We start from the raw sequence: 13,880 nt of genomic DNA, 5'->3' as shown, positions 1-13,880 counted from the left end.
TATTCGATTGATTATATTAGGCTTCTGGAATATTGTTCAAGGGTATGTTTATTGTTACCAAGGTTCCCACACCGGGGCGACTGGTAAGGTCATAGGTGCCCTTAATGAATTCGGTCCTGAAGGCGATACTCTTTAAGCCCATTCCTTTGTCGGTATCCAATGCATTGGGGTCGAAACCTATTCCATCATCTTCAATGGTGAGGTCAAACCAATCCTCACTATAGGTTATCTGCACTGAGACTTCTTTCGCTTTGGCATACCTTACAATGTTGTTCAATGCCTCCTGTACGATTCGGAAGAGCATCACATTGGTGCTGTCATCAAAAATTCTTTCCTTTCCATGAACATGGAATTCCGCATCGAATTCATGTATGGCGTCCATTTTTAAAACAAGATCTTCCAAAGCTTTTCGGAGTCCTAATTTCTTGAGCGCCTGTGGCATCATCTCATGGGCGATCTTTCGTACCTCAATACAGGCTTCATCGATCATTTGGCTGGCCGAACCATAAATCTTTTTTGAATTCTTATCATCGAAATTGATTTGAAGGCTACCTATGTTCACCTTCAGGGTCGACAATAAATTTCCAAGACCGTCATGAAGATCGCGGGCAATACGCGAACGTTCCTTTTCCTGTCCTTCCAACATAGAACGCATAGAGACGATCTGTTGTTCCCTATGAGCTTCATTAAGTTTGAGTTGACCCGTCTTTACACGATTTTGGTAATAGAGCAGCCCTATTATAGCGATTAATAACAACGCCCCGAGGGAAAATAATAACATAGTCATGCGATCTTGGCTTTTTTGATTGACTACCTCTTCCTCAAGTAGTTTGATCTTTAATTGGTCTTTTTCGAATTTGACCTTCATATCGGCCATAGCCTCCAAACTACTTTCACTGAGCTTATACTCCTCTTGTAGTTGTTTCTGTTTCAGCAGAATTTCGTATGCAGCCTTAAAATCTTTATTCAATATATTACGTTGACGTCTCACATCCATGATAGCGTTTTTCATTCCAATTCTATCCGCTATTCCCCTTGTCTTTTCTGCACTTTCTATAAGGTGTAGCGAGCTAACAAACCCATAATCATTCACGAGCCCTACAATAGCCAATGTATCCATTTTTTTTTCGGCGGCCTCATAAATCAGGGAAGCCAAGCTGAGCATCGATTCTACCACACCAATATTTTCTACGGCGTTCCTGTGCTCATATCCTTTGAGATAATTTGTTGCCGCCATTTCCAAATCCCCATTTATTCTATGGCACTCCCCCAAGCCTTGATAGAGGCGTGCGATATCGATATGCGAGATCGGTTTCTCAGTTATTCTATAGTCCAGAGCCTTTTGAAATTTATAAAGTGCCTCTTTTGTGTTTCCGCCAGTATATTCTGCAATCGCCCAATTATTCAGTACACCTGCCTGTCGTTCAGAGTCAGTTATTTTTGAATAGAAATCATAGGCTTGTTGATAGGCCTTCAAAGCCTCGCTGATTGAACCATAGGCCATTAGAATTGTACCTTTAGTATCGTATACACTTCCGAGACCGTAATTATCGGCTATCGAAGTAAACCGGATTGTAGCACTGTCTAAATAGGCGGTTTTCTTATCCATCTCATCCAGACCATGACACCAAGCCAGTCTATGATATGATCTACCGATAAGTTTAGGGCTATTCAAATTCTTGGAAAGCCTCAATGCCTTGTTGCCATACCATTCAGATTCCTCACCTGAATATAGCAGATAGGCAATGCGTAAGTAGGTCTCGCATTTCAAAGAATCCTCTGACATCAGGTTTACTACCGTCTTCAGACTATCCAACTCGTTAGGTTGTCCCGTCGCGAACTTGAAACCGATTATAATAAATAAAAAGAATAGCTTTTTACCCAGCATGTCAATAATTTTCGTGATACAAAAATCAAACTTCCAATGATTCCAATGGTTTATTCGGATTTACCCAACCAAAGATTACATTGTGTCAAAGTTATCCAATTCTACGTGTATTCCAACACCTAAAACAATGATTATCAGTATCACACAATTGTGTGATAGTGTCTCTAGCTTAAGTGTGATTTTTATAAATCATAGAATAGGGTGTAAAAAAAATCAATCTTCAAATTTAATTTTGACCAATGCCAAATAGTTATCCAATCAACCATATTAAAACAAAATCAAATGGTCAAAACCTTAACATACTCGGCAATCAATCGACAGGTAACGTTCAAATCGAATACCAATACACTACTTGACCTATCAATAGCGAACAGAATTCCCCATTTGCATGAGTGTGGTGGAAATGGTATCTGTACCACCTGCAGGGTAAGGGTCCTAGATGGGGTAAGGAATCTTAGTCCCAAAACAGAATTCGAGAAGTCCAGTAGCCAGGCCCGAAAGTGGGATCCATCTATAAGACTGGCCTGTCAGGCAAGACCTAAAGGTGATGTAACACTACAACGCCTGATTTGGTCAAGTGGAGAAGTCAACAATCTACAAAAAGAATTAGTCCCCACGGGCAGGGCAGAAGAAAGACCGATTGCCATTCTTTTCTGTGACTTAAGAAATTTCACGAACCTCTCTTCCAAAAACCTCAATTATGACATAGCCTATATGCTCAATAAGTTCTATACCGCATTAGGGGAGCCCATATTGATGAACAATGGTGTTATCTACCAATATGTTGGAGACGAGATTGTCGGTGTATTTGGTGCCACCGGTGGTACAGCCGAGAAGAATTGTGAAGATGCAATACGTGCTGCATTAGGAATGCAATATGCCCTTGATTCCCTCAACAAGTCTGATTTAAAGGACATAGAGATTAAACTGAAATCAGGAATTGGTCTCAATTTCGGGACCGCCTTTTTAGGTCATCTTGGACATCCTACCCATAAACAATTCTCGGTCATTGGAGACCCAGTAAACGTGGCTAGTCGTATCCAAAATGAAACCAAGGTAACGAATACGGATATTCTAATATCGGAAACGATCTTGGACAATGTAAATAAAGAAACAGTGATAATTGGGCGCAAGTTCTGCAACAAATTAGCAGGGAAGGAAGATCCTTTGAATTTATTTGAATTGAAAGGATTTAAAGGGATGGATCTTCAACTTGAATTACAGGCTTCAATGAACATTATGTTGGAGGACGAGGATAAATTCGCCAAAACATTCTATGATAAAGTATTTGAAATAGCCCCTTTTGTCAGGGCGTTATTTAGTAATAACATGACCGATCAGGGGCGGTTACTTACCCATATGTTAGGTGGCATCGTCTATTCCCTATCTAGACCGGAACATCTCAAAAAAGGGCTGGCAAAATTGGGTAAAAGTCATATCCAATATGGTGTAAAGGCCGAATACTACCCTGTGGTGAAACAAGCGATGATCGAAACCATTGATGAAGTATTGGGAGAGTACAAGACGTTAAAAACTATGGAAGCTTGGAATACTGCACTGGATTTTGTAATCGATACGATGAAGTCCAATGCACATTGAGAAATAAACACTTCTCAAAAAATAGAAGTAATAACAACAATCAAATCATCATTAATTAAACAAAACAATCATGTCAACAAAAGGTAAGATTAAGGAATTGGAAGCCTCTGTTTTAGATGCTTTTACCGCTCAGATTAGGGGAAAAGTCATTTTCCCTAAAGACCCAAATTATAACGAAACGCGCAAAATTTACAATGCAATGATAGATAAGCGCCCTGCAATGTTCGTCATGTGCACCGACGTAGCAGACGTAATATCCGCTGTAAATTTTGGTAGGGAGAACAACCTTTTGGTTGCCGTTAGGGGAGGTGGTCATAATGGGGGTGGCCTCGGACTTTGTGATGATGGAATGGTCATCGATCTTTCCGGAATAAAATTCGTTCATATAGATGTGGAGCATAGTACGGTCAGGGTTGGTGGTGGAAATTTATGGGGTGAGGTAGATCATGCCACACATCCATTTGGACTTGCCGTTCCAGCCGGTATTATTTCAACCACGGGAGTGGGTGGTCTTACCTTAGGGGGTGGAGTTGGTTATCTTTCTAGAAAGTATGGCCTAACGATAGACAATTTACTGGAGGCGGATATGGTCTTGGCAGATGGGTCCTTTGTGACCGTAAGCGCGAAACAGAACACTGATTTATTCTGGGCTATCCGAGGAGGTGGCGGAAATTTTGGGATTGTAACCTCCTTTAAATTTCAGGGGCATCCAGTCAAGAATATCATAGGGGGCCCATCGTTGTGGCCCATTGAAAGAATCGAGGAGGTTATGGAATGGTATCATACCTTTATCAATGATGCCCCGGATGATCTTAACGGTTTTATAGCTACCATGGTTATCCCTGGTGCGCCCTTTCCCGAAGAGTTGCATAATAAAATGTTCTGCGGTATAGTTTGGTCTTATTTGGGAGGACCTGAGAAACAAGAAGAAGTTTTCAGACCTGTCCTAGAAATGAAACCCATCTTTCATCATGTCGGGGAAATGCCTTATCCTGCTATTCAGACCATGTTCGATGAAATGTTGCCCCCTGGTCTACAATGGTACTGGAGGGCAGACTACTTCGACGACCTAGGTTCGGAAGTAAGGGCCAAACATTTGGAGTTTGGGTCTAAAATTCCGACGCCACTTTCGCAAATGCATTTATATCCTATCAGTGGTGCCGCTAGCCGAGTTGGAAAGGAAGAGACACCTTGGGCCAACAGAGATGCAAAATATGCTGGGGTTATCGTTGGGGTTGATCCCGATCCGTCCAATGCAGAGAAAATTAAAGATTGGTGCAAGGACTATTGGAAAGCACTTCATCCTTATTCGACCGGTGGGGCCTATCTTAACTTTATAATGGATGAAGGTCAAGAACGAATCAAGGCAAGTTATAAAAGCAATTATGAACGACTTACGACCATAAAGAAACAATACGATCCGGAGAATTTCTTCAGGGTAAATCAAAATATCCAGCCAGCTCGGTAAATGGATTGGTAAATATATATTGGATGATAGGGAGCATTAGAAAGTTGCATTCCATTTTATTTCAAATGTTTCCGGATTTTCTAGCTGATATTTTTTATCATAAATACAGACTTTACCTATAACCTTATTTGGGTCGATTTGATAACGCTATGAAAGTATTAAAACACAAGACTTATGTGCCGTAATAGCGGGAATATGCTGTTTTTCAAAGGGTAAAAGCCAAGGGTTTTAATGCTGCCACCCCGACTAATGAGAATCCGATCATGTAAATGGTCGGATTTTATGTTTTAAATAACTTGGGTCGAAATATCTTTCGGGTTTACCTCCACATAAATATCGGTTTTAATTATAGAAGGTTTTATACCCTATATGAAATAAAATGTTTTCGTTTCTAATTCATTTTTTAAAAACAACAGTCCTTTGTTGATGATTTTAGATTATTCCTTGGTTAAAGTGTACTCTTCAAGTTTGTTGTTTTGGGTAAATTTACTTCTATATCCGCTAGGGGTGATTCCTTTATTTTTTTTGGACATATTGCGAACAAGTTTCCATCATTTCGACCATATTCGATAGGTAGTGATAAATGGGAATATCCTTTGTTTGAGCTGTAATTATTGACCTTCTCTTATTTTTAGGTACTATATTGAAGAATGATTTTCTTTTATCTTTACTTGTTTATCATAATATCTTTAATTTAAATCTATATCAAAATATAATAGATCAATTTTGGAATACGCATGGTGTTGAGTGATTAAATCAAAAGGGCCGCATACATAAAGTAAGCGGCCCTTTTGATTATATTAATCTTATAACAACTATTCAGCGGCCATAAAAATTTGTACTTCTTTATTATTACTGTAGTAAATGTCATCAGAAACATAATCTACATCATAAATAGGTTTATTGTTTTCCATGATGATCTTATCGATTTCAGCACCTGATTCTTTATCTACTTTAATAAGTAATTTTTCGCCATTATCACCTTTAGCAAAAATAATACTGTAGTTATCCGTTTCTTGCATTGCTCTGAATCTACTTTTTACAAACTGCTGTCCGAACTTGCCTGAATAGTATCCTGCTTCCCCTATGGCTGCTGCTTTTTTACCAAATACATCATAAGAATTGGAGTTTGATGTTACATTGCCTTCGCTATCTCTATAGGTAGTGGTAACCGTTACGTTAGTAGTAGCTACTGACCCAGCTACTTGACCTGCAATTAAAGCTGTTTTCATTAAGCGTCGGCCTGCCTCACCAGGTTGTACATATTTGTTATGAAAAATCACATTACCGGAACTATCTACTCCAACAACTTCGCTGTCACCTGAGATGGAAACATTGTTTTCAAATATTTCTAAGCTATTTATAAGTTTTTCGTTTTTCAATTTAAGCTTTGCATACGGTTTTGGTTTTTCATCAGTAGTTTGATTAAATCGATATAATTCTTCATCGTTGAAAATCACGAAGTCTCCTCTGGTCTCGTCATACTTCGCAAATGTAGGTCTCTTCTCGTTTAGTTTTAGATTGCCTTTCCAGATTTTTTGACCAGTTTTGTAGTCTACCATATTGGCATAAGTAGCTGTTACATAAAGAATACGATTGTTGTTTGTTTGTTCAAGGAAGTAAATGGGATCTTCCTCGTCATCACTTATACTAACATCTTTTTTCCATGCTTTTTCTCCGTTTTTATCTAACAACATCATTTCATCATCGTAAACATATAAGAAGTCGGATCCAATTGGAATTACTGATTTTATTCCTTTTCCTTTAGGATCTTTAGCCCAGGTTTTTTCTCCTGTTTCATAGTTGTAAAAATTGAATCCTTTATAGTGAGCTAATAACATCTTGTCCTGCCAGTCTTCGAAAAGGACAAGGTACTTCGTTGTTAATGGGTCATCCCAAATTTTTGCACCTGTATTTGCATCGTGTAAATTGATTAAGCTTTTTTGGCTTAAAAGACCTTTTGTCTGAACAGTAATCAGTTTTTTTGCGTCATTGGTCACTTTAAAATCTGCAACTGTCGCATCTTCTTCTTTCCACAACAGGTTACCGTTAGCTTTATTTAATACGTAAAATTTTGATTTTACCAAAACAAATATTTTGTCATCGGAATAGTCCATAACATCGCGTAGGCCGGCTGTATCGTTACCGCTTAACTTTGCCATAGATTGTAAAAAAGCACCATAGGTAGTTGATACGGTCGTTTTCCAATCCATTTCTTTCTTAGTCAACGAATACTTCGCAATAATTAGATTTTTATCGTCTATACCTCTTAGTAATAAAGCATTTTCATTGAATAAGTATTCTGCTTGAAAATAACGTTCTTTATCTTTTGAATTGAATATCGCTTCTCCAGTTATACTATTGAAAACATACAATTGGTCATCGATGAATTTTTGAACAAAAGGCGTGTCTTCTATTACTGTAAAATCGGCTGAAGCGTTCAAGTTACCGGTAGTTAATACCTGGGCCGCTTTGTTTACATCCGATTTTTTAGGGGCTTCTACTGACCAAATGAGGCTTTCATCTATTGGGCTGTAGCCATGTATTTTTTCACCTTCAGAAATCACTGCTATACCGTTAACCGGTACAATCACTAAATCGGTAACTTTATTATCAAAGGTTATTGTTTTTTGGGGGGCTCTCTGTGCTTTAACGCTTACAACCGTAAGCAATAAACTAAGAGCAAAAAGGGAATTTTTCATAAAAAATTGGTTTATAAATGTTTGTTTTTTCAAATCTACCTAATTGCAGAACAATTTGTTAATTATTGTTGTGAAGCGACTTATTTTGTAGGTGAAATCTTATGTTGAAGAATGTTGATTTTTTAGTTGGCACGTTAAAGATTATCGAGAATCGAGTATTTGTTTTCTATTATTTTAGCTTGAATCGTGAGTAAAATGATTTTCTAAACTAATGGCACCCATGAATAGTTAGGTGATTGTATATTAAACGCAGGCCAAAACATCTTTCCGAGTTCAAATTTCTTTCCAAAAAAATTATCAATTCGCAAATTATGGCCTTTAAAATATATTATTTTCAATATTTGGTGTTATTTTTATCATTTTATCAATCTATAAAAATGACTGAAAAAAATATTTATGTATCTTTAGATCGTAAACCAACCATATAAACCTTTTTGTTTTGCCTTCGAATAGCCACCTGCATAAGACGAATGATATTGAAGATAAGGTTAATAGCGTATTTGAATCTAGGCCCTTAGAAAAAAGAGGCGAAGTTTCCGATATACAATTATGGCAAGAATTTCAAGCAGGTAGTGAGCTTGCTTTTTCAACTATATATGAACTGCATGTTGAAAAATTGTATAGTTATGGATTGAAACTTGTTAGGGACCATGAATTGGTAAAAGATTGTATTCAGGATCTTTTTATAGAATTATGGGATACTAAACACAAGTTAGGTCTGGTCAGATCTATAAAATCTTACCTATATAAATCTATACGAAGAAAGTTACTTTCACAAGTTTCCAAAAAAAGAAAAACCAATTGTTCTACTGAATTGGAGAAAGTCGTGGAAACAACGGCTTCAATAGAAAAAAGCCTTATAGAAAAACAACGGTTTGATAATGAAAGGGCAGCATTGTCAAAGGAGTTACAAAAGTTAAGTGGTAAGCAAAGGGAAATAATTCATTTAAAGTATTATTGTCGCTTAAGTTATGATGAAATATCTGAAATCATGGCACTTGATAAAAAAGGAATTTACAATTTAATGGCGCATACCCTAAAGCTTCTTAAAAACCAATTAAATCTATTTTCCAAGTAAAATATCCCCGATACAAGCTTCATTTTTTTCTTAAAGCAAGAACACCTTCCTATATTTTGTCCTCGGTTATTGATAAAGATATTAATAGCTAAAAACTAATTATTTTAGATGTATTGTTAAAAAAAAATTAAATTTTTTTAAGTAATAATACTTTTTTTCCCTCTTGTTAGATAACAATAAAGTTTATCATTTTTTTTCTGGGTAATAATGAAATATGTCAATTACATTTTGGAAGATTTTGTGAAGGATGAATACTTCCAGAAATGGGTGCTGGACAGTGATGCCATGACCAATGGTTTTTGGGAGAATTGGTTGGCTGACCATCCGAATAAAAGGGAATTGGTTGAAAAAGCAAGAAGGTTGGTATTGTTGATGGATTTTGACAATGATAAGCTTTCTGAAAAAGATTTTGATGGTATGTGGAGACATATTATCGAAAAAAGAAATGATATACAAAAAGAAATACGGTTAACACAAAAATCAAAATCCAGGGTTTTCTTAAAGGTAGCCGCTGTTTTTGTAGGGTTGGTTGCTTTAGGAATAGTGAGCTATACACAAGGTGTTTTTGATGCGGCACCTGTTGAATCAGTCGTGGTACAACCGCAAATAACACTTGAGCTCGAAGATGGCACGGTAGCTGTCTTGGATGAGACCTCTTCAAAGGTTGTTACTGACGCTTCGGGAAAGAAAGTGGTGAGTCAAGAAAAAAACAAGTTGCAGTATGATAAGGCAAATAAAGAATCAGGGTCTTTGGAATACAATGTACTTACCGTACCCTATGGAAAGAAGTTCGGAATCGTATTATCTGATGGTTCTGAGGTTTACTTAAATTCAGGTACAAAATTACGCTATCCAATCAATTTTTTAAAGGATGCACCGCGGAATGTTTATTTAGATGGGGAGGCCTATTTTTCGGTTGAAAAAGATGAGTCCCGCCCTTTTACGGTTATTACTGACGATATGAATACTCGAGTGTATGGCACAGAATTCAATATGTCTAGTTACAAGGATGAAAACAATACCTCCACGGTATTGGTCGAGGGTAGTGTAAGTGTATACAAATCAAATAACGGGGAAGCCGGTAAGCCCATTAAGATAAAGCCGGGACAGCGTGCAATATATAATGAAGAGGCGATATTGGTAGAAAAGGCCAATATAAATAAGTATATAGCTTGGAAGGATAATAAATTATTGTTCGTTGATGATAGTTTTGATTTGATGTTGAAAGAATTAGAACGCCATTTTAATGTCGAGATTGAAAATGAATACCAAGAGCTGGGGTTGAAAAAATTCACGGGCACGTTTGAAAATGAATCTTTGGAAAAGATTTTGGAAGTCTGCCAAGAACATACACCATTCGAATTTTATAAAGAGGATGGTAAAATTATAATTGTGAATATAAAACCTAGTGTTTAAATAAAATTGAATTCTAGGTTACCAATAATAAATGAAATAAATATTTAGCGTATGACATAAAAAAGGTCACAAAAAAACCGAAAAGTGTTGCAGCACTTTCCGGCGTATTAATGATTCCAGTAGTAACTAACTAAAACCATTCCAAAATTATGAAAAAACTAGAGAACTCTAGGGAAAGATGTACGAATACGTATATCTTTCCAAAACTTAATTTAAAAATGAAGCTTTCATTACTCTTTTTATTCACTGCCCTTTTTCAGCTTCAGGCAAACATGGGGTATGCCCAAAAAAAGAAACTTTCATTAAATGTGGAGAAAGCCTCATTTTTGGAGATTATCCATGAAATCGAATCCATTTCAGAATTTAGCTTTTTTTACCGCAAAAGTGATTTAAATAATGATAATGAAATCACTTTAAAGGTTGAAAATAAGAAAATTGAATTTATCCTAAATCAAATTTTCTCTAACAGTAATCTTGAGTATACGATCGTTGATAGGCATATAGTCCTGAAGACCTCTACGAAGAAGCCACCGAAACCAAAACCGCTACCTGTAATCAAAGAACAAAGCGATCAAAAGCTTCAAGTTTCAGGTGTTGTCATGGATGAAAATGGCAACCTGTTAGCAGGGGCGACTATAGTCGAAAAAGGTACTAAAAATGGAGTAATCGCAGATTTTGATGGTAAATTCATCATACAAGTTGTAAATGATGCCGCTATTTTACAAGTATCCTATCTTGGGTATACGACAAAAGAGATCGTTGTTGCAGGTAATACGGATCTGCAAATAGTATTGAAAGAAAACGCAGCAGCTTTGGAAGAAGTTGTAGTTGTTGGTTATGGTACGCAGAAAAAAATAAACTTAACAGCAGCAGTATCACAAGTTGGTTCAGAGGTTTTTGAAAATAGACCTACTGCAAATGCTTTTAGATCGTTACAAGGTACGACCCCCGGTCTTGTAATATCCAACTCTTCTTCAGGTGGTGAGCCAGGTGCTTCTTCAGATATAAATATTCGTGGTTTCGTCACAAGTGGCGGCACGGGAGATATCGGCGATGCTGAGCCATTGGTACTTATCGATGGTATAGAAATGAGCCTAAATGATATTGATCCTGAGGATATTGAATCGGTTTCCATTCTTAAAGATGCTGCGGCAGCTTCTATTTATGGTTCTCAAGCCGCAGCCGGTGCGGTAATCGTAACCACTAGAAGTGGTCAAAATTCGCAAGGGCAGATTAAAGTAAATTACAATAGTAGCTATTCCATTACCCAACCTTCTATTTGGCCTGAAAGTGCCAGTCCTATAAACTTTGCATATACCATCAACGATGCCCGAACAAATAATAATCAAGGGGCTTATTATGACGAAACGGATTTAGCAAATATCATGGCCAATATGGAAAATCCAGGTAGTGCACCGACAATTGTCTCCAACGCCTCAGGAAATGGCTGGGATTATGGAACAATTGGTATCGAAGGTACAGCCGCTACTGATTGGGATGATATCATCATGAAAAAATGGGCGCAAAGAGTAAAACATAGCGTAAATATTACTGGCGGAAATGAAAAAATGAATTTTTATTTATCCGCTGGTCTTTATGATGAAGAAGGGTTGCTCAAGGTTGGGGATGAATCTTATCAAAGGTATAATTTAGATGCCAAGATTTCCAGCAAAGTAAATGATTGGTTAACCTTGGAGTTGTTAAGTAAATACAGGAAAAGCTATACTGATTTTCCAACGGAAGCTAACAGTAACACTACATTTTGGAACAAATCAAGGGTGTTGGATTTAATTACGAAAATAAAGCCAACCTTACCACAGTACGACCCAATTTATGGAATGGAATTATTACAACATACCTACTACCCGTTTTGGGATGATCAAAGGGTTAAAACGGAAAACAATCAAATTGTTCTTTCGCCAAGAATTATTATCGAGCCTTTCGAAGGACTTAAGATAAATGCCAATTTCAATTACAAAAGGGACAATAACTTCCAAGAGATAAGTATCTTGGCCAGTCAAACCGTTGTACCCAACGGACTAGTTGACAAGGTTTCACAAGCATCGACTTCATACAGTCCCACTGTATCGATCAATGAGTATTTTTCCCCTAATATTTTTGCGACCTATGATAAATCGATTAAGGACCATAATCTTCATGCTACGGTCGGTTTTCAAAGTGAGGTCAATAATTATTATGCACTTGGTGCCTCATCTGATTACTTGATCAGTAATAACATCATTTCGCTTAACGCATCTTTGGATGATGATCAAACAGTGACCGAGGCCATATCACATTGGTCAACAGTAGGTCTTTTTAGTAGGTTTAGATATAATTACAAAGAAAAATACCTGTTTGAATTCAGTTACCGTAGGGATGGTTCTTCAAGATTTGAACCGGATAACCGATGGGCAGGGTTCCCAAGTTTCTCCGCAGGATATAATATAGCTAAAGAGGAATTTTGGCCTATTGATGCCATTAACACTTTTAAACTAAGGGGTTCATATGGTACGCTTGGAAACCAAAATGTTGATAATTACCTATACCTTTCAACCATAGAGTTGAATACGGGAGGAACCTCTTATTTGTTTGATGGGGAACGATTGACTTTTTCGCAAACACCAGATATTTCTAGTGAGAATTTAACTTGGGAAAAAGTTAAAACAACAGATATTGGGTTTGATTTAAGTGCTTTTAATAGTAAACTTGATTTAGGTTTTTCTTGGTACCGAACCGACATAGAAGGTATGGCTGCCCAGGGAGCTGATTTACCTGCTCAATTAGGTACCAATGCCCCTTTGACCAATATAGGCACATCCAGGGTACAAGGATGGGAAGTTGAAACCACCTGGAGACAAAAATTAGGGGATTTTGGCTATAGTGTAAGGGCCGTTTTAAGTGATTACAAAAGGTCTATCGTAGAATACCCTAACGACACAAAAGCCTTGACAAACTATTTTGCAGGTCAGGATTTAGGAGATATATGGGGCTTCCAGACTGAAGGCTTGTTCTTAACGGACGAAGCCGCAACAGAGGTGACTTCAAATATTGATTATTCATTTATTACCGGTTGGGCACGTGTTGCCGGAGATATCGAATACAAAGATGTAAACGGGGATAATGTAATCGATAGAGGAGAATATGTTTATGGTGATACAGGTGATTTTGGCGTAATCGGTAATTCCACACCACGATACCAATATTCGGTAAACCTTGGTATGAATTATAAAAATTGGGATTTTAATGCATTGATTCAAGGTGTTGGTAAGCGTGATCTGGCTTTTGGAAGCCAACAACGTTTTAGAGGTCCGGCTAATGGTCCGTTCCACGCTTTTGTTTGGGAAGGTCACTTGGATTATTTTAGACCTGAGGACACCACAAGTCCATTGGGTCCGAACACAGATGGTTATTTCCCAACACCTTATCTGAACGGTGGTGGTAGAAATAACAAGAATTACAGTTATAATACCGATAGGTTATTGCAAAATGCAGCCTATACTAGGCTAAAAAGCCTTCAAATTGGTTTTACCCTTCCGAATGATGTTACGAGTAGGTTCCATGTAGACAAATTAAGGATTTATGCCACAGGGGAAAACCTATTCACCTTTACCGATTTAATGTTCTTTGATCCTGAAACGAATACATCAGGTCTAACCGGTAGTGCGCAATCCTATCCGTTATCAAGAATACTTTCTTTAGGGGTAAATCTATCATTCTAACTAAAAATTA

Annotated in this window: 7 protein-coding genes; 5 read left to right on the top strand and 2 right to left on the bottom strand. The window is 37.3% G+C overall.

Annotation, left to right across the window (positions count from 1 at the left end; all coding sequences use genetic code 11):
- Positions 1-16: 16 nt before the first annotated feature.
- The gene (locus GJ691_RS14510; RefSeq protein WP_154368137.1) at positions 17-1,888 is read right to left on the bottom strand and encodes a tetratricopeptide repeat-containing sensor histidine kinase; all 1,872 of its coding nucleotides are present in this window, start codon (positions 1,886-1,888) and stop codon (positions 17-19) included.
- 282 nt (positions 1,889-2,170) lie between these two features.
- On the opposite strand from GJ691_RS14510, the gene GJ691_RS14505 reads away from it, so the two are divergent.
- Positions 2,171-3,487: an adenylate/guanylate cyclase domain-containing protein gene (locus GJ691_RS14505; RefSeq protein WP_154368135.1), complete on the top strand. Its 1,317-nt coding sequence runs from the start codon at positions 2,171-2,173 to the stop codon at positions 3,485-3,487.
- 70 nt (positions 3,488-3,557) lie between these two features.
- Positions 3,558-4,955 carry an FAD-binding oxidoreductase gene (locus GJ691_RS14500; RefSeq protein ID WP_154368134.1) on the top strand — a complete coding sequence of 466 codons (1,398 nt, stop codon included), beginning with the start codon at positions 3,558-3,560 and terminating at the stop codon, positions 4,953-4,955.
- Between the two features lie 815 nt (positions 4,956-5,770).
- Here GJ691_RS14500 and GJ691_RS14495 read toward each other — a convergent pair.
- On the bottom strand, positions 5,771-7,657 hold the full coding sequence (locus GJ691_RS14495) for an outer membrane protein assembly factor BamB family protein (protein ID WP_154368133.1): 1,887 nt from the start codon (positions 7,655-7,657) through the stop codon (positions 5,771-5,773).
- A gap of 439 nt (positions 7,658-8,096) precedes the next feature.
- Here GJ691_RS14495 and GJ691_RS14490 point away from each other — a divergent pair, with 439 nt between their 5' ends.
- From GJ691_RS14490 to GJ691_RS14480, 3 genes are all read left to right on the top strand, one after another.
- On the top strand, positions 8,097-8,735 hold the full coding sequence (locus tag GJ691_RS14490) for an RNA polymerase sigma factor (protein WP_154368132.1): 639 nt from the start codon (positions 8,097-8,099) through the stop codon (positions 8,733-8,735).
- Between the two features lie 207 nt (positions 8,736-8,942).
- On the top strand, positions 8,943-10,151 hold the full coding sequence (locus tag GJ691_RS14485; RefSeq protein ID WP_154368130.1) for a FecR family protein: 1,209 nt from the start codon (positions 8,943-8,945) through the stop codon (positions 10,149-10,151).
- Positions 10,152-10,300: 149 nt separating this feature from the next.
- Positions 10,301-13,870 carry a TonB-dependent receptor gene (locus GJ691_RS14480; protein WP_154368128.1) on the top strand — a complete coding sequence of 1,190 codons (3,570 nt, stop codon included), beginning with the start codon at positions 10,301-10,303 and terminating at the stop codon, positions 13,868-13,870.
- Positions 13,871-13,880: the final 10 nt, after the last annotated feature.

The organism is Maribacter luteus (genome assembly GCF_009674825.1).
Taxonomy (GTDB): domain Bacteria; phylum Bacteroidota; class Bacteroidia; order Flavobacteriales; family Flavobacteriaceae; genus Maribacter_A; species Maribacter_A luteus.
Note: the sequence above shows the minus strand (reverse complement) of the source record. Positions and strands in the feature narration are given on the sequence as shown.